15 protein-coding genes are annotated in these 16,443 nt (G+C 59.7%); 7 read left to right on the forward strand and 8 right to left on the reverse strand.

Going from position 1 to position 16,443, the window contains the following annotated elements; translation table 11 throughout:
• Positions 1-10: 10 nt before the first annotated feature.
• Complete coding sequence (locus ACZ1HH_RS11450) at positions 11-1,708, reverse strand: acyl-CoA dehydrogenase family protein (RefSeq protein WP_472636684.1); 1,698 nt, start codon at positions 1,706-1,708, stop codon at positions 11-13.
• A 147-nt stretch (positions 1,709-1,855) separates the two neighbouring features.
• On the opposite strand from ACZ1HH_RS11450, the gene ACZ1HH_RS11455 reads away from it, so the two are divergent.
• Positions 1,856-2,623 (forward strand): sulfite exporter TauE/SafE family protein, encoded by a 768-nt coding sequence (locus tag ACZ1HH_RS11455; RefSeq protein WP_011539764.1) that lies wholly within the window; start codon positions 1,856-1,858, stop codon positions 2,621-2,623.
• Positions 2,624-2,627: 4 nt separating this feature from the next.
• Complete coding sequence (locus ACZ1HH_RS11460) at positions 2,628-3,542, forward strand: cation diffusion facilitator family transporter (RefSeq protein WP_472636685.1); 915 nt, start codon at positions 2,628-2,630, stop codon at positions 3,540-3,542.
• A gap of 41 nt (positions 3,543-3,583) precedes the next feature.
• On the opposite strand, the gene ACZ1HH_RS11465 is transcribed toward ACZ1HH_RS11460, so the two are convergent.
• The 4 genes from ACZ1HH_RS11465 to ACZ1HH_RS11480 form a co-directional block, all read right to left on the reverse strand.
• Positions 3,584-4,129: an NADPH-dependent FMN reductase gene (locus ACZ1HH_RS11465; RefSeq protein WP_472636686.1), complete on the reverse strand. Its 546-nt coding sequence runs from the start codon at positions 4,127-4,129 to the stop codon at positions 3,584-3,586.
• A gap of 173 nt (positions 4,130-4,302) precedes the next feature.
• Positions 4,303-4,968, reverse strand: coding sequence for a YiaD family glycine zipper/OmpA-like lipoprotein (locus ACZ1HH_RS11470; RefSeq protein ID WP_011539767.1), 666 nt, complete (start codon positions 4,966-4,968; stop codon positions 4,303-4,305).
• A gap of 188 nt (positions 4,969-5,156) precedes the next feature.
• Complete coding sequence (locus ACZ1HH_RS11475; RefSeq protein ID WP_472636687.1) at positions 5,157-5,846, reverse strand: helix-turn-helix transcriptional regulator; 690 nt, start codon at positions 5,844-5,846, stop codon at positions 5,157-5,159.
• 328 nt (positions 5,847-6,174) lie between these two features.
• Positions 6,175-7,026, reverse strand: coding sequence for a methylated-DNA--[protein]-cysteine S-methyltransferase (locus ACZ1HH_RS11480; RefSeq protein ID WP_472636688.1), 852 nt, complete (start codon positions 7,024-7,026; stop codon positions 6,175-6,177).
• A 201-nt stretch (positions 7,027-7,227) separates the two neighbouring features.
• Here ACZ1HH_RS11480 and nth point away from each other — a divergent pair, with 201 nt between their 5' ends.
• From nth to ACZ1HH_RS11495, 3 genes are all read left to right on the forward strand, one after another.
• Complete coding sequence (gene nth / locus ACZ1HH_RS11485; protein ID WP_472636689.1) at positions 7,228-7,872, forward strand: endonuclease III; 645 nt, start codon at positions 7,228-7,230, stop codon at positions 7,870-7,872.
• Positions 7,869-8,861 carry an adenosine kinase gene (locus tag ACZ1HH_RS11490; protein WP_472636690.1) on the forward strand — a complete coding sequence of 331 codons (993 nt, stop codon included), beginning with the start codon at positions 7,869-7,871 and terminating at the stop codon, positions 8,859-8,861. The genes nth and ACZ1HH_RS11490 overlap by 4 nt, the downstream gene beginning before the upstream one ends.
• Positions 8,862-9,208: 347 nt before the next feature.
• Positions 9,209-11,575: a methyl-accepting chemotaxis protein gene (locus ACZ1HH_RS11495; RefSeq protein ID WP_472636691.1), complete on the forward strand. Its 2,367-nt coding sequence runs from the start codon at positions 9,209-9,211 to the stop codon at positions 11,573-11,575.
• Between the two features lie 81 nt (positions 11,576-11,656).
• On the opposite strand, the gene ACZ1HH_RS11500 is transcribed toward ACZ1HH_RS11495, so the two are convergent.
• Complete coding sequence (locus ACZ1HH_RS11500; protein WP_416369339.1) at positions 11,657-12,145, reverse strand: MarR family winged helix-turn-helix transcriptional regulator; 489 nt, start codon at positions 12,143-12,145, stop codon at positions 11,657-11,659.
• Positions 12,146-12,251: 106 nt separating this feature from the next.
• On the opposite strand from ACZ1HH_RS11500, the gene ACZ1HH_RS11505 reads away from it, so the two are divergent.
• On the forward strand, positions 12,252-13,136 hold the full coding sequence (locus ACZ1HH_RS11505; protein WP_487320284.1) for a DMT family transporter: 885 nt from the start codon (positions 12,252-12,254) through the stop codon (positions 13,134-13,136).
• Between the two features lie 42 nt (positions 13,137-13,178).
• On the opposite strand, the gene ACZ1HH_RS11510 is transcribed toward ACZ1HH_RS11505, so the two are convergent.
• Together ACZ1HH_RS11510 and ACZ1HH_RS11515 are read right to left on the reverse strand one after the other, a co-directional pair.
• Positions 13,179-13,733 (reverse strand): hypothetical protein, encoded by a 555-nt coding sequence (locus tag ACZ1HH_RS11510; RefSeq protein WP_472636692.1) that lies wholly within the window; start codon positions 13,731-13,733, stop codon positions 13,179-13,181.
• Positions 13,702-14,184 (reverse strand): RNA pyrophosphohydrolase, encoded by a 483-nt coding sequence (locus ACZ1HH_RS11515; RefSeq protein ID WP_416369340.1) that lies wholly within the window; start codon positions 14,182-14,184, stop codon positions 13,702-13,704. Before ACZ1HH_RS11515 ends, ACZ1HH_RS11510 begins: the two co-directional genes overlap by 32 nt.
• Before the next feature lie 194 nt (positions 14,185-14,378).
• Here ACZ1HH_RS11515 and ACZ1HH_RS11520 point away from each other — a divergent pair, with 194 nt between their 5' ends.
• On the forward strand, positions 14,379-16,406 hold the full coding sequence (locus ACZ1HH_RS11520; RefSeq protein WP_472636693.1) for a 2,4-dienoyl-CoA reductase FMN-binding domain-containing protein: 2,028 nt from the start codon (positions 14,379-14,381) through the stop codon (positions 16,404-16,406).
• Positions 16,407-16,443: the final 37 nt, after the last annotated feature.

Raw genomic sequence — 16,443 nt, forward strand, 5'->3', positions numbered from 1 at the left:
TCGCGCGACCTTACGCCAGAAGACGCCGCGCGATCACCTGTGCTTGGATCTCAGCTGCGCCCTCAAAAATATTGAGGATCCGCGCATCACAGAGAACGCGAGAGATCTTATACTCTAGCGCGAACCCATTGCCGCCATGGATCTGCAAGCCGTTGTCCGCCGCCGCCCAGGCCACACGCGCGCCGAGGAGCTTGGCCATTCCTGCCTCAAGATCGCAGCGGTGGCCGTTGTCTTTCTCCCAAGCCGAGAAATACGTCAGCTGCCGCGCCACCATGACCTCGACCGCCATCATCGCAAGCTTGGAAGACACACGCGGGAAATTGATCAACGCCTTGCCGAACTGTTTGCGATCCTGTGCATATTGCATCGCAATATCGAGCGCCGATTGAGCCACACCAATCGCCCGGGCCGCGGTCTGGATCCGCGCCGATTCAAAGGTCTCCATCAACTGCTTGAAACCTTTGCCCTCTTCGCCACCAAGGAGGTTGTCCCCCTTCACATGAAAGCCATCGAACCCGAGTTCGTATTCTTTCATCCCGCGATACCCGAGAACCTCGATTTCGCCCCCCGTCATCCCTTCGGTCGGGAAGGGGTTTTCATCCGTCCCCGGCGTTTTTTCCGCAAGGAACATGCTGAGACCGCGATGGTCCGTCGTCTCGGGGTCCGTGCGCGCGAGAAGCGTCATCACATGGGTACGGGCAGCATGGGTGATCCAGGTCTTGTTGCCGGTGATCTGATAATCACCGCTCGCGTCTTTCACCGCGCGGGTGCGTAGGCTGCCGAGGTCAGAGCCGGTATTGGGCTCGGTAAAGACTGCCGTGGGAAGAATCTCGGCGCTCGCGATCTTGGGCAGCCATTGCTGTTTCTGCGCGTCGGTGCCCCCGGCAAGGATCAGCTCGGCGGCAATTTCGGAGCGGGTGCCCAGAGAGCCGACACCGATGTAACCGCGCGACAGCTCCTCAGAGACCACACACATCGACGCTTTGGAGAGCCCGAAGCCGCCAAACTCCTCTGGGATAGTCAGGCCGAAGACCCCCATTTCTGCCAGCTCTTCAATCACGTCGAGGGGAATCAACTCGTCCTTCAGGTGCCAGTCGTGCGCAAAGGGTTCGACCTTCTCCTGCGCGTAGCGGCGGAATTGATCGCGGATCATCTCCAGCTCTTCGTCGAGCCCGGAGGCCCCGAACATCGTACTCCCCGCCTGCTGCTCCATCAATTCCACAAGACGGACCCGCGCAGCCTGCGTGTTTCCCGACTGCGTAAGCGTCATGACTGCGGGTGCCATCAGCGCGCGCTGATCGTCCTGCGACAGCCCCAGATCCTGAAGGCGAAGCACCTCGCCCTGGTTCATCTGGATCCCGCCATAGATCTGCCAGAGATATTCTCCAAAGGCGATCTGGTGGATCAACTGCTCCATCTCGCCAAACTTTGCGTCTCGCTCAAGCGCCTCTGCCCAGCGATGCATCTGGCGCAGGGAATAGACGTAGGTGGCAAGCCATGCGAGCCCGTGGGCGGCATATTGGTGCTGCTCTACCAGCGCCCCGGAAACCCTGCCGTTGTTGCTGACGTTGTCACGCACCCGTGCGGTCGCGCGCTCCAGCAGCTCGTCCAGAGGCGGCAGCGCCTCCTTGGTCAATGCCAGAAGCTCCGGCAGCAGAGGGGTGTTGGGTTTCATATCCTGTCCGTCCAATTGTCCGTCATGGGGCATGCGTATGGTCCTCCTCAGGGCTTGCCCCCTGATAGGTCATTTTGCACCTGCAGCGCAATATTAAATCTCATATGGGCAAATTTTCATTCGATAATTACCCAGAGGTTTTGCAGTGCAGCACGCGCTGGGTGTGCTAAAGGCAGTGGTATGACTGATCTTATTCCCTTTCTCGCGCCGGCCGGATTCGTGCTCGCCTTCATCATTGCGCTTATTGCAGGCACCATAAAAGGCCTTGTGGGCTTTGCCATGCCCATGATCATGGTCTCGGGCCTAAGCTCCATCATGGCACCGGACCTGGCTTTGGCAGGGCTGATTCTCCCCACGCTCGTCACCAACGGGTTTCAAGCCCTGAAACAGGGACCGGCCGCCGCTTGGGCGTCGATGAAACGGTTTCGCACATTCCTTCTTGTGGGGGGGCTCTTCTTGCTGATGAGTGCGCAACTGGTGCGCCTGCTTCCGCCACAGGTGATGCTGCTCATCATTGGTGCGCCAATCACGCTCTTTGCGTTGACGCAGCTGCTTGGAAAACAGCTCGTTCTGCATGAAGCCTCGCGCCGGATGGAGATCGGCATTGGCGCTTTTGCAGGGTTCATCGGTGGCTTTTCAGGTATTTGGGGCCCCCCGACCGTGGCGTATCTCACCGCGCTCGGGACCGAGAAAAAGGAACAGATGCGCATTCAGGGCGTGATCTACGGCCTTGGGGCCGTTGTATTGTTCTTTGCTCATATCGGGTCTGGTGTGATGCGCGGCGAGACCCTGCCTTTTTCCATTCTGATGATCGTACCAGCACTCCTTGGCATGTGGGTCGGCGGGCGGCTGCAGGATCGGATCGACCAGAAGACATTCCGCCGCGCCACCTTGTTTGTGCTGCTGATCGCGGGTCTCAACCTGCTGCGCCGCGCCTGGGTGGGCTGAGGCAATGCCCTTTGGCCTCAATACCTGGCTGACAGCCAGTCAGATCGCAAGCGGGACCATTGTGGTATCCGTTGTGGTCCTGCTGCTCAAGCTCGGGGCTTGGGCCATGACCGGATCGGTCGCATTGTTCTCTGATGCGATGGAGAGTCTCGTCAATGTCTCGGCGGCGGTGCTTGCGTGGTTTGCGATCCGCTATGCCCAGCGCCCCGCCGATGACGGACACCCGTTTGGACATCACAAGGCCGAGTATTTCTCTGCCGTGATCGAAGGGATCATGATCATTCTCGCCGCGGTTCTGATTTTGCATCAGGCCTTTGCCACATTGACCGCGGGCACCCGGGCAGATCTCTCGGCGATTGGGCTGGGCGTCAATGGCATCGCGCTGGTCATCAACCTGGTCTGGGCGCAGGTCCTGCTGCGGGCCGGAAAACGCATAAACTCGCCTGCATTTGCGGCGGGTGGCCGTCACCTGATGGGGGACGTGTGGACCTCCGCCGGAGTGATGGTCGGGCTTTTGTTGGTGCTGGCGACGGGATGGCACATTCTTGATCCCATTCTTGCGCTGCTGGTTGCGGTCAACATCCTGCGAGAAGGGCTGCATGTGGTCTCTGACTCTATCGATGGCCTGATGGACAAAGCCGCCTTACCTGATGAGCAGGAGAAAATAGCCTCGGTTATTCTTGGTTCCGGTGGCGGTGCGCTTCAGATCCATGACATCAAGACCCGGCGCGCGGGCAAAGCCATATTTGTCGAGTTTCACATGGTTGTGGATGGCGAAATGTCGGTCGCTGAAAGCCATGACATCTGTGACCGCCTTGAAGCAGAGATCGAAGCCGCCCTGCCCGGCGTTCATGTAACCATCCATGTCGAGCCGGACAACAAGCTCGAGGCGGACGGCATCGAGCCGCCCGCGCTCTGACGCCCCTTGCTGTGGGGCAACTGGCGTCGCCCCGTACCTTCTCAGGCGCGCGTCGCCAAGGCGCGCAGACCGGTCATCAGGGCCAGAAGGGTTTTGGTGTACTGCTCGCTTGTGAGCCGCCCTGCGTCGTCAAACTCCTTGCTGGAGCCCGCAAGGTGCACTTCTGGCCCCGGCAGGACATTGGCTCGAAACGGCACCATAAAGCTGCGCAGCACCATCTGCGCCCGCTCCCCACCCGCACGCCCGGCGGCCGCGGACATCACTGCAACAGGCTTGTCCTGCCATGGATTGCCCTCGGTGCGGCTGACCCAATCAAGCGCATTCTTGAGCACCCCCGAAGGCCCTTTGTTGTATTCCGGTGTCGAGATCACAACCGCGTCCGCGCGCGCGACCTGATCTGCAAGAGCCTGCACCACTGCGGGAATGCCCTCAGCGCTTTCAAGATCCCCATCATAGAGCGGCATATTCAGATCGCCCTCGATCACCTCGGCGGACCCAAATAGCCGCGCGGCCTCACGGGCGAGTTTGAGGTTGGTTGCCTCCTTGCGCAAGGAGCCGGAGAGAATAAGCAATACCGGATCAGCCATCGATAAGTCCTTTCAGAAAATCTGTTTCGTGTTGAAAGCTAGGCTCTTCCCCGGCTCAGACAAACAGGGATCACCGCAGGCGGGGTGTGCATTGCCACACATGGTGCCCCGGGGTACGCAAAAGGCCGCGCTCTGGGAGCGCGGCCATATCTTGTGCACCTTTAGAAGTGCGATCAGCTTGCTTGCGGGATGATCACGATTTCCACCCGCCGATTACGCGCTTTGCCTTCGGGCGTGAGGTTGCTGGCAACGGGTTGGTCTTCGCCGCGCCCAATGATCCGCATACGGCCGTAGGACACGCCGCCTGCTGCAATCTCATCCGCGACGGCGTTGGCACGGCGCTCGGACAAGCTGTAGTTATAAGACGCAGCCCCATCGCTGTCCGTATGACCGATAACTTGCACGATGCTGCCGGGATAGCGCTGCAGGCTACCCGCCACCTTGCGCAGGTCGCTGCGCACCACCGAGGAAATCGCTGCACTGTCGGTGGCAAACGTCAGATCATTGGGCAGCGAGACGATCAGGCGATCGCCGGTATTGACGATCGAAATTGAGTCATTGTCGAGACTCTGGCGCAGCTCGGCCTCCTGCTTGTCGAGTTCACGACCAATCAGCCCGCCCGCAAGCGCTCCAACCGCAGCGGTGCCGATAATCGTTTCCGCCTTGTCGTCATCCGCAGTCGCAGCGCCAATGCCAGCCCCGATCAAGCCACCGATGATAGCCCCGTTCTGAGAGCGGTTGATCCCGCCGGGCGCACCGTAGGACGCAGGATCATCACAGGCACTGAGGGCAACGGCGGCGGTCAATACGCCAAGAGCGGGGAGTTTTGCAAAAGACATACTGTCTACCTTTTCTTCTTCAAACCTGTCTGGCTTTGCGCGCGTGTTCTGCTCGGCGCACCGACATTATGTATAGATATTGTGCGCATTACGCGGCGCAGCAAGCACCAAGACCTCCGGTTCGGCGAAATGCCGCGCACCATGGCGCCGCCAATCGGACGCATCTGATCGGTCGCCAGTGGGCTCGACTACGCTTTGTAGACATAGGTGTTGCTCTCCTGCTCCTGCCAGAGCTTACGCAACACATCTGCCTCAGCGGCAAAGGAGCAGTCGAGCAATTCTGCCGACATCATGCGCTCTGTGCGAAAGTGGCGAAAGCCGCCACGCAACTCGCACCACGCCGCAAGCAACGTGCAGTCGGTATGATAGATGAGCGCGAGAGGGCGCAGAAACCGTTCGCTGCGTTCTCCAGCGCCATTCACATAGGCCAGGTGCAACTTTTGCGAACTGCGCACCGCTTGGCGAAGGATGGCCTTTGACACACACCCCTCCTCGGGGTTGTCAAGCGGGGCGCCATAGGGCGCGACCTGCAGCCATTCAGCGCTGGCATGTACGTCGCAGATCTTACGCCCTACGCGCGCGGCTGCCTGCTGCAGCGCGCCATCACCGGTGCGCATCAACATTGCGAGGCCAACGTGCAGCGCTTCGATTTCCTCTTCGTCGAAATTGAGAGGCGGCAGATCGTAACCCTTGCGTAGCATATAGCCGATGCCCGCCTCGCCCTCGACCGGGGTACGCATGGCCTGAAGTGCGGCGATGTCACGGTAAATCGTGCGTTTGGAGACCTCAAGCTGCGCCGCAAGATCCTCGGCCCGCACCGGCGCAGGCGCCGCGCGCAGGATCTGGATCAGCTCGAACATCCGATTGCTGCGAGTCATGAAACCTCCGGTGATGGCACCTCTCTGGCACCTGATTTGATAGCCTGCTGCCAATCTAACAGGTCCCGCTGACAACAGGGTGTCAGCAGCGTTCTGGTTGTCTCGCGCATTGTACAACCCGAAACGGAGATCACGATGTCCGTTTATGATTGGATCGCACTCGCCACCCTCGGTCTTGACCGCTGGAAACAACCGCGCCAACCGCGCACCACCTATGAGATCGAACGCCAAGAGGCCTGGGATCAGATCGAGGCCCATCAACGGGCGAAACGGCGCGGAAGACGCAAAGCCTTGATGAAACTGATGCGCCGGTCAATCCGCGTGCCGTTCAGGCGACGGCCTCTGGTTCGGCCTCGGTACGGGCCGCCTCTAAAGCCAGCATCGCGCGTTTGACGGGCACACCCCAGTGATAGCCCCCCATGCCTCCGCCTTTGCGAAGGACGCGATGGCAGGGAATGAGCCAGCTGAGCGGATTCTTCCCTACGGCTGTGCCAACGGCGCGCACGGCACGTGGGTTATCGATCGCCTGCGCGATATCGCCATAGGTGGTCGCCTGACCTTCAGGGATCTGCAACAGCGCCTCCCAGACCTTGATCTGCAGCGGGGCGCCAATCAGATGGAGGGCGGTTTCTCCCTTTTGGGCAAAGGCGGCCTCAACCCGCGGGCGAAGGGCATCGGGGTCTTCAACAAACTCCGCCTTCGGCCAGCGGGCTCGCATGTCCTCCCAAGCGGCCTCTGGCCCAACCTCGGCGGCAAAGGCCAGCCCACAGAGCCCCTTCTCTGTCCCCATCGCAAGCGCCTGCCCAAAGGGGCTGTCAAACCACCCCCAGCGCACAGTAAGCCCCGCGCCACGGCGGGCATAATCTCCGGGACTCATGGCCTCCCATCGCACAAACAGGTCGTGCAACCGCCCCGATCCAGAAAGGCCCACCGCATGTGCGGTCTCCAGAAGAGGCAGATCCTCGTGGAGCAGCGCTTTGGCATGACCAAGGCGCAAATATTGCTGATACCGCTTGGGGGAAACGCCAGCCCAAGAGGAAAAGACGCGCTGGAAATGCGCGGCGCTCATGCCCATGCGCGCCGCCAACTCCTCCAGCGACAGATCGCCACCATCCGCATCGATGACCTCGATAGCGCGCCGGATCACCCCGTAGTGGTACGCCTGTTCATCCCGCTGCATGGCACCTCGTCCTCTTGTATTGGGTCAATACTCTGGAGACGCACCTTAGCCAACGTGCCGCGCGGCGGCGACCCGGAACCTGCGGTTTGGCCGTCCAGGCCCATGGTTAGCGCGTCTTTTGCATCGCAATGCGCCGCCCGCGGCAAATGCTTTGCGTTTTTAATTTGCGCCCCCGTTCCGCAGCGGGCAAAAGAAGCCCCGATGGCCAAGCAACTCGATTATCATACGCTCCGCGAGATCTTTACGCGGTTCCAGGACGCCGAGGCCGAACCCAAGGGCGAACTCGACCACGTCAACGTTTATACGTTGGTGGTGGCCGTGGCTTTGTCCGCTCAGGCCACGGATGCTGGCGTGAACAAAGCCACCAAGGATTTGTTCAAAATTGCCGATACACCCCAAAAGATGCTCGACCTCGGCGAGGAGGGTGTGATCGAACACATCAAGACGATTGGCCTTTATCGCAACAAGGCCAAGAACGTCATCAAGCTATCGCGCATTCTCGTCGACGAATACAGCGGCGAAGTTCCTTGTTCGCGCGCCGCACTGGAGAGCCTACCGGGGGTCGGGCGCAAGACCGCAAATGTGGTTTTGAACATGTGGTGGCGGTACCCGGCACAGGCAGTGGACACCCATATCTTTCGCGTCGGCAACCGGTCGGGCATCTGTCCGGGCAAGGATGTAAACGCGGTCGAGCGCGCAATCGAAGACAATATCCCGGTCGACTTCCAGCTGCATGCACATCACTGGCTGATCCTGCATGGCCGCTATCATTGCAAGGCGCGCAAACCTCTGTGTGCGACCTGCATCATCCGTGACCTCTGCCTCTACGAGGAAAAAACACTATGACCAAAACCTACCAACTCGTTGGCATCGGCAATGCTGTTGTCGACGTGATCTCGCAATGTGATGACAGTTTTCTGGATCACATGGGGATCGAAAAAGGCATTATGCAGCTGATCGAGCGCGAACGGGGTGAGGTGCTTTATGCCGCGATGAAAGAGCGGGTGCAGACCCCGGGCGGATCCGTCGCCAACACAATCGCCGGGGCAGGTGCGCTGGGGCTATCCGCCGCGTTTATCGGGCGGGTGCATGACGACGCTTTGGGGCGGTTTTATGCAGAAGCCATGCAAGACGATGGCGTTGATTTTGTGAACCCACCCGTCGCTGGCGGCGAGCTGCCAACCTCGCGTTCGATGATCTTTGTCTCGCCCGACGGCGAGCGGTCGATGAACACCTATCTTGGCATTTCATCAGAGCTTAGCTCAGCAGATGTCTCCAACGCGGTCGCCGGCCAAGCGCAGATCATGTTCCTCGAGGGCTATCTGTTCGACAAGGACAAGGGCAAATCCGCCTTTATGGAAGCCGCACGCGACTGCCGCGCGGGCGGTGGCAAGCCCGGCATCGCCATCTCCGATCCGTTCTGCGTCGAACGCCACCGCGCGGATTTCCTGAAACTGATTGAGACCGAGCTGGAATTTGTGATCGGCAACGAGGATGAGATCCGCTCGCTGTTTGAGACAGATGATCTGGAGGCGGCGCTCGCCAAGACAGCCGCGATTTGCCCGTTGGTGGTCTGCACGCGCTCTGGCGATGGTGTGACCGTCGTCAGTCAGGAAGGCCGTATCGATGTCCCTGTGATCAAGGTTGTGCCTGTCGATGCAACCGGCGCTGGAGATCAATTTGCGGCAGGTTTCCTGTTCGGGCTCGCCGAGGGACGGGATCTGGAGACCTGCGCACGCATGGGCAACGCCTGCGCCGCAGAGGTTATCAGTCACATTGGCCCCCGCCCCAAGGCGGACATGCGCGCTGTGCTGAAAGAGGCGGGTCTCCTCTAATCAATCTTGCGGCCGGACGGAGTTGAACTTTGGCCCGGTCCCGCATCGCTGAGACTATTCGTCTTACCCCAAACCACCCAACCGCAGGTAGATTTCAAATTACGAAATATGAGAATGGGTGTTTCCGCTGAGCGACCCCTATTCACATAGACGAATCGATTCGCACGAATCCAGAAAAACCATCAAATTACGCAATACAGACACCCGTGACCTGCATTCAGAACAAAAAGCTTGCATAATCGTATATCCGTGACCCAAAAGCATGTGCCGGCCGGTATGTTTGCAAATTTTTAAAGCACGCGCCGAGAAAATCCTGTGAAGGCTCAGAAAACCCACAGGACACCAAGATGTTTCGCTCAAAAAACATGCGAATTTCTCGCAAGCTGCCGCTGCTGTTTGCAGGCTTTTGCGCGGGAACCAGCTTTCTTCTCATTGCCGCTTCCTTGATCGCCTTCAACCGCTTTGCAGAACGATCTGTGCAGGACCAAATGGTGTCCCTTCTGGCCGATCGAAGCTATTCGGTGCGGCAAATCATCTCCAACATCGAGACTGATCTTGTTTCTTTGTCCCAGTCGCCCGCGACGTCCTCTGCCCTGGTGGCGTTTGACGAAGGCTGGGAGGCTCTGGGTCCGGATGCACAAGCCGCCCTGCAAACGGCCTACATCACTCAAAACCGCCACCCCACTGGTGCAAAGCACAAGCTTGATCGCGCGGAGGGAGAGGCCGCCTATCACGACGCCCATGAGACCTTTCACAATGGCCTGCGAACGCTGATTGAAGTCAAAGGCTATTATGACGCCTTCCTGATCAATCCCGAAGGCGACATTATCTATTCGGTCTTCAAGGAGCTGGATTACGCCACCAACCTCAGCGATGGAAAATATGCACAATCCGGCCTTGGTGCTGCCTATCGCGCGGCCACTAAGGCGGCGGAACGCGAGGTCGTCTTTGCAGATATGGATCCCTATGCGCCCAGCGCGGGCGCGGCGGCAGCATTTCTGGCAACCCCTGTCAAAGGCTCCGATGGCTCCCTCATCGGTGTGATCGCCGTGCAAGTACCCGTCGATATGCTAGGCGTGATCACCAACAACAGCGATGGGCTTGGCAAAACCGCGCAGGTCTTTCTTGTAGGTGCTGATTTTAAGGCCCGCACCAAATCCCGTTTCGACGGCGGCTTTGGCGTGCTGGAGACGCTGCCCGAAGTCGACCACATCAAAGAAGCCCTGCGTGGCGAGACGGGCTTTTCCGTTGGAACAATCGGCCTGGATGGCCACCCAGTATATGCGGCATCGCGCCCCCTGGGCCTCGAGCTGGCCAATTGGGCTCTGGTGGTCGAGCAAGATGTTTCGGATGTGATGGCTCCTGTGCGCCAAAAAGCGTGGGCCTTGGTTCTCATCGGGCTCGCGGTCTGCACGATCATGTCATTGATTGGCTGGCGGATCGCAACCTCGATCACGCGCCCCCTGCATCAGATCGCAGTGGGGATGGATCGCGTCGCCTCTGGAGATGTGGCCACCACAGTCGAAGAAGCCCAGCGCAGCGATGAAATCGGCGACATCGGGAAATCGCTTCTGTCGCTGCAAGAGGACCTTAAAGTCGCGCGCGATGCAGAAGAGCAGCGCATCGAGCAACAGCGCGAACAGGAGAAGGTTGTCGAAAACCTGAGCGCGGGGCTTTTGCAGCTTTCTCAAGGTGACTTCTCCGCCACGATTGATACGCCGTTCTCCGGCGAGCATGAGACGCTGCGCGCGGACTTCAACAAGACCGTCACCACACTGAATGAGACGCTTGGGCATGTGGTGACTGCGGTGAGCCGCATCCGAAACGGCGCTGCAGAGATCAATCAATCTTCCAACGACCTGTCCCATCGCACAGAGAGCCAGGCCGCGACACTTGAAGAAACTGCCGCTGCATTGGAAGAAATGACCGCAAGCGTGAAATCTGCGGCGGATAGCGCGCGCAGCGTGGAAACCATCACCGGCGAAGCCAAACAGGAGGCAGAAGCCAGTGGCAAAGTGGTGCAAAACGCTGTGACCGCGATGACCGAAATCGAAGAATCCTCAAAACAGATCGCGCAGATCATTCTGGTGATCGACGACATCGCCTTTCAGACAAACCTGTTGGCGCTGAACGCAGGTGTCGAGGCGGCGCGTGCAGGTGAAGCCGGTCGCGGGTTTGCCGTGGTCGCAAGCGAAGTGCGCGCATTGGCGCAGCGGTCTTCGGACGCCGCGATGGAAATCAAAACGCTGATCGGTGAAAGCTCCAAACAAGTGGAATCGGGCGTTGATCTGGTGGGTAAAGCCGGCGAAGCCCTCAACATGATCGTCGAGCGGGTCAATAATATCGCGCAGCTGGTCTCCGGCATCGCCGAAGGCGCTTCAGAGCAATCCAACGGGATCGAGGAAATCAACACTGGCATGGTGCAGCTGGATCAGGTCACGCAACAAAACGCCGCGATGGTCGAAGAGGCTTCAGCAGCTTGCCAGATGCTTGACACTGACGCATCTGAACTGGGTGGCGTTGTGGCCAAGTTCAAACTCTCCGGTCAAACTGCACAAAACACCCCAACCACATCCACGGCTGTGTCCTCGGCGGCTGCCAGCGACAGTTGGGATCTGGACGCGGAAACGGATGAGACGCCCATGGCGCCTACAGCACATGGGGTCCCCACCAGCAACGGCAACGCGGCCTATAACTTTTACGAGGACTTCTGATCGCGCACCACGCTGGGTCCGAGGTATCCGTCCAGCTGATGGGCACCAGCACTTGCGCCGCTCCATGAGGGGTGCGCCACGTCAGCTGCGGCCTGCGGCGGTCAGGGCCTTTGACAAAAGCTGCGCCAGATTTTCCACGTCGGCCGTCGACAGCCCCTCAAGAAGCGAAGCCTGCGTGGCCACATGTGCCTCGACGACCTGATCGATCAGAGCAATCCCCTTGTCGGTCAGCGCAATCAGGAAACTCCGGCTATCGCTGGGATTTGTCGTACGCGTGACCAGACCGTCCGCCTCAAGACGATCGATCCGGTTTGTCATCGTCCCTGAAGCCACCATCGTTGCCTTCATGAGGTCTCCGGCAGAGAGACAATGCGGAGCCCCAGCACGCCGTAGGGTCGCCAGAACATCGAACTTCGCACCGTTCAACCCAAAGCTGGCAAAGGTTTTCGCCATTGCCTTGGAGTATTCAAGCTGAAGCCTGCTCACCCGGCCGATCACCCCCATTGCGGTGACATCAAGGTCGGGGCGTTCCCGTCGCCATTGCTCTAAAACGAAGTCCACATGATCCATTCGCCAGTAATGTGCCGCCGCACGAAGAACGTCAATGTCGGCATATATCTTGACATCGAGACATATGTCAATTATCTCGACATCAAGATATACAAGAGTAGAGATCATGACACAGACAAGAGACCTTGCGCTCACGGCGCTGGCGCCCGCGATTTGGGGAAGCAGCTATTTTGTGACCACAAGCTTGCTGCCCGGAGAATCTCCCTTTTTGGTCGCACTCTTGCGCGCTCTGCCCGCAGGGATCTTGCTGCTGGCACTGGTGCGCCAGCTGCCGCCTGCGGCCTTGTTGCCAAAGATCATAGTCCTCGGTGCGCTGAACTTTTCCGTCTTTTGGACGCTCCTGTTCCTGTCGGCCTACCAGTTGCCAGGCGGGGTCGCGGCGACATTGGGGGCGGTGCAACCTCTGTTTGTCGTTGGCCTGTCGGGTGCGTTGCTCGGAACACAGATCCATAGCAAAGCCGTTGCCGCCGCGATGCTGGGGATGGTGGGCGTCGCACTGTTGGTTCTGGGACCGGATGCGCGCCTCAACGCAACGGGTGTGCTGGCAGGTCTGGGTGGCGCGCTCTCCATGGCATCCGGAGTGGTTCTGAGCCGCAAATGGCAACCTGACGTCCCCGCGCTGACCTTTACCGCGTGGCAACTCACCGCCGGGGGAATCCTACTTATACCCGTCGCCGTGATCGCACTGCCAGAATGGCCAAGCCTCAGCGCGCATAACCTTATGGGTCTCGGCTATATGAGCTTGATTGGCGGCGCGCTGACCTATGTCATTTGGTTTCGCGGCATCGCGCGCATCGCCCCCGCACAAATCTCGCTCTTGGGGGTGTTCAGCCCGCTGACCGCCGTGATCCTCGGGATGGCTTTTGCAAACGAGACCTTCTCGATCTGGCAGGCTATCGGGGCCTTTGTCGCCCTGCTCTCAGTCTGGTTGGGCGGGCAAGCGCCGCGCCCACTCCCCAAGTCCACCGCCGCGCAGGTGCCAGCCGAATAACTCTGGCGCGCCCTCGGCGGGGGCGCGCTTGCAAGCTTAGGCTTATTCCTTGTCCGACGGGATCAACGCACCGTCGAAATTGTCGGGCAACTGCGATGGGCACGCCCCGCCCTGATGGCATTGAAGAACCGTATCACCCGCGCGCCCGTCTTCGGCGGAAAAGAAGAAACCGCCACATGGCTCGACGACCGCAACCACGCGTCCTTCGATCTGTCGCGCAAAGAACAAATAGCGCGTTCCGGACACCAGACTGCCACACCACGGGCCAAGGCAATGGGCCTCCAAAATGATCTCCCCCTCGACGGGTTGGTCAAACATCCGTTGCCCCAACAAGAGCCCCGTCACCTGCGCCGGGATCTCGATTGGCTCTTCCGTCGCGCTGGGGTCTGCTTCGGAATATTGAGGTAACAGCGCTTCGTCAAAACTTACGCGGCCTTCAATAACCACAAAAGCGTCCTCGCGTTCGGACACAATCCGATAGACGTCCCCCGGCCCCATCGGCAAACAGCTGAGCGCAGCAGTCTCCGTCGCCGTCAAGAGGGCCAGCCCCGCGGCGAGGGCAATGTTACAAATGGGCTTTGAATTCCTCGACAACACGGGCGTAGACCTCCTTTTTGAAAGGAACAACCTTGTCCACCAACTGCTCCACGGGCTGCCAGCACCATGCTGAAAACTCGGGGCTGTCGGTTGCAATATTGATCTGATCGTCACGCCCAAGAAAACGCAACAGAAACCATTTCTGCTCCTGACCACGATACTTTCCGCCCCAGAAATGCGGCACAACGTCATGGGGCAAGTCATAGGGTAGCCAGCCATCGCTTTCGGCAATGACTTCGACCAGATCTGGGGTGACGCCGGTTTCTTCTTCGAGCTCGCGCAATGCCGCGAGACGGGCATCCTCGCCCTTATCAATACCGCCCTGAGGCATCTGCCATGCTTCTTTGTGGCGATCCATCCGCTGCCCGACCCAGACTGCGCCTGCAGCATTGATCATCATGACCCCCACGTTTGGGCGGTATGGCAAAGCGGCGATCTGCTCTGGGGTCATTTCCTTGGCGGGTGTTTTGCTCATGCCTCAGTCTCCGGCGAGGGTTGCTCTGCCCCTCTTAGACCGTGTGCCGCCGGGGCACGCAAGGGGGTGACGCCGCGTCTGCAGGTGACATTCCATGCGCTTCGGGCGATCCTTGCGCCCTCACGCGGTGCGCGTAACAAGTGCCGCGCAGTACACAGAGGGAGAGTGTCATGGCTGCGTACCCACATCTGCTGGCCCCGTTGGATCTGGGCTTTACCACGCTGAAGAACCGGGTTCTGATGGGCTCCATGCACACCGGGCTCGAAGAGACCCGCGACTGGAATCGCGTGGCCGAGTTCTACGCCGCGCGCGCGCGCGGCGGGGTGGCCTTGATGGTCACCGGCGGCATTGGCCCCAACCTCGAAGGCTCCGTGCTGCCGGGTGCAGCGATGATGACCACAGAAAAAGATGTCGAGAACCATTCGGTCGTCACGAAGGCCGTGCATGAGGCAGGCGGCAAGATCGCAATGCAGATCCTGCACGCAGGCCGCTATGCCTATGGTCCCAAATGCGTTGCACCGTCGCCCGTCAAGTCGCCCATCTCGCCCTTCCCCCCGACCGAGCTCGACGAGGAAGGCATCGAAAAACAGATCTCCGACATCGTGAATGCCGCACGGCTGGCGCAAGAAGCAGGCTATGATGGTGTCGAGATCATGGGGTCGGAGGGGTACTTCCTCAATCAGTTCCTCGTCACACATACCAACAAACGCGAAGACCGCTGGGGCGGATCCTATGAGAACCGCATGCGTCTGCCGGTCGAGGTGGTGCGCCGTGTACGCGAGGCCGTGGGGACGGAGTTCATCCTGATTTATCGTCTCTCGATGATCGATCTTGTGCCCAATGGCTCCACCTTCGAGGAGGTCGTGCAACTGGCTAAGGCGGTCGAGACCGCCGGGGCGACGATCATCAACACCGGCATTGGCTGGCACGAAGCGCGCATACCGACGATTGCCACATCGGTGCCGCGCGCGGCCTTTGCCTGGGTGACGCAGAAACTGATGGGGCAGGTCTCGATTCCGGTGATCACTTCGAACCGGATCAATACGCCCGAGGTTGCAGAGGACGTCCTCGCGCAGGGCTGTGCCGATATGGTCTCCATGGCGCGGCCAATGCTGGCGGATGCGGATTTTGTGGCCAAAGCCGCCGCCGGACGCGGAGATGAAATCGCGCCCTGTATCGCCTGCAACCAGGCCTGTCTGGATCACACATTTGGTGGCAAGCTCACGTCCTGCCTGGTGAACCCCCGCGCCTGCCACGAAACCGAGCTCACTCTCACCCCTGCTGAGACGATCAAATCCGTCGGGATCGTCGGTGCTGGACCTGCGGGTCTGTCGACCGCGCTTGCCGCGGCAGAGCGCGGCCACAAGGTCACGTTGTTTGATGCCGCAGATGAAATCGGCGGGCAGCTCAATATGGCCAAACAGGTCCCCGGCAAAGAGGAGTTCTGGGGGCTTGTTGATTGGTATCGCACTATGATTGCAAAGGAAGGCGTCACTCTGGAATTGGGCCGCCGCGTCGATGCCGCAGATCTCAAGGACTTCGACGAGGTGATCATCGCGACCGGAGTCACGCCGCGTGATCCACACATTCCGGGTCAGGACCACCCTTCGGTCCTAAGCTACATCGACGTCCTGCGCCACAAAGCTCCGGTTGGAGAAAAGGTTGCGGTCATCGGTGCGGGCGGTATCGGGTTTGATGTGTCGGAATACCTGCTGCACGAGGGCGAAAGCCCCGCTGAGAGCCTACCGCTTTGGATGCGCGAATGGGGGGTAACCGACCCGGCCGATCATCGCTCGGGACTCGCTCCCGAGGGCCCTCAGCCCGAGGCTCCGGCACGCAAGGTCACCTTGCTGCAGCGTAAGGCAGAGCGTCACGGCAAACGTCTGGGAAAAACAACCGGCTGGATTCATCGCGCAACGCTCAAGATGAAAGACGTCGAATTTGTCGGTGGCGTCAACTACGAGCGCATCGACGATGATGGCCTGCATGTGAGCTTTGGCGAAGCGCGCGAAAACCCAACCGTGATCAAGGCAGACAACATCGTGCTGTGTGCCGGACAGGTCAGTGAACGCTCTCTTGCGGACAAGCTCGCCGAGTTGGGAATCACCGCCCATGTCATTGGCGGCGCGGATGTTGCGGCAGAACTCGACGCCAAACGGGCCATAAATCAGGGCACCCGCCTCGCGGCCACGCTCTGAACAGAGCCCTCTCCTTCATTGGCGCAGCCGAACGAGA

The organism is Epibacterium sp. HA2-3, from assembly GCF_055693725.2.

Bases quoted from the DNA above. Each gene is read 5' to 3' on its own strand.
- ACZ1HH_RS11450 (WP_472636684.1), bottom strand. From the start codon at position 1,708: ATGCCCCATGACGGACAATTGGACGGACAGGATATGAAACCCAACACC.
- ACZ1HH_RS11455 (WP_011539764.1), top strand. From the start codon at position 1,856: ATGACTGATCTTATTCCCTTTCTCGCGCCGGCCGGATTCGTGCTCGCC.
- ACZ1HH_RS11460 (WP_472636685.1), top strand. From the start codon at position 2,628: ATGCCCTTTGGCCTCAATACCTGGCTGACAGCCAGTCAGATCGCAAGC.
- ACZ1HH_RS11465 (WP_472636686.1), bottom strand. From the start codon at position 4,129: ATGGCTGATCCGGTATTGCTTATTCTCTCCGGCTCCTTGCGCAAGGAG.
- ACZ1HH_RS11470 (WP_011539767.1), bottom strand. From the start codon at position 4,968: ATGTCTTTTGCAAAACTCCCCGCTCTTGGCGTATTGACCGCCGCCGTT.
- ACZ1HH_RS11475 (WP_472636687.1), bottom strand. From the start codon at position 5,846: ATGACTCGCAGCAATCGGATGTTCGAGCTGATCCAGATCCTGCGCGCG.
- ACZ1HH_RS11480 (WP_472636688.1), bottom strand. From the start codon at position 7,026: ATGCAGCGGGATGAACAGGCGTACCACTACGGGGTGATCCGGCGCGCT.
- nth (WP_472636689.1), top strand. From the start codon at position 7,228: ATGGCCAAGCAACTCGATTATCATACGCTCCGCGAGATCTTTACGCGG.
- ACZ1HH_RS11490 (WP_472636690.1), top strand. From the start codon at position 7,869: ATGACCAAAACCTACCAACTCGTTGGCATCGGCAATGCTGTTGTCGAC.
- ACZ1HH_RS11495 (WP_472636691.1), top strand. From the start codon at position 9,209: ATGTTTCGCTCAAAAAACATGCGAATTTCTCGCAAGCTGCCGCTGCTG.
- ACZ1HH_RS11500 (WP_416369339.1), bottom strand. From the start codon at position 12,145: ATGGATCATGTGGACTTCGTTTTAGAGCAATGGCGACGGGAACGCCCC.
- ACZ1HH_RS11505 (WP_487320284.1), top strand. From the start codon at position 12,252: ATGACACAGACAAGAGACCTTGCGCTCACGGCGCTGGCGCCCGCGATT.
- ACZ1HH_RS11515 (WP_416369340.1), bottom strand. From the start codon at position 14,184: ATGACCCCAGAGCAGATCGCCGCTTTGCCATACCGCCCAAACGTGGGG.
- ACZ1HH_RS11520 (WP_472636693.1), top strand. From the start codon at position 14,379: ATGGCTGCGTACCCACATCTGCTGGCCCCGTTGGATCTGGGCTTTACC.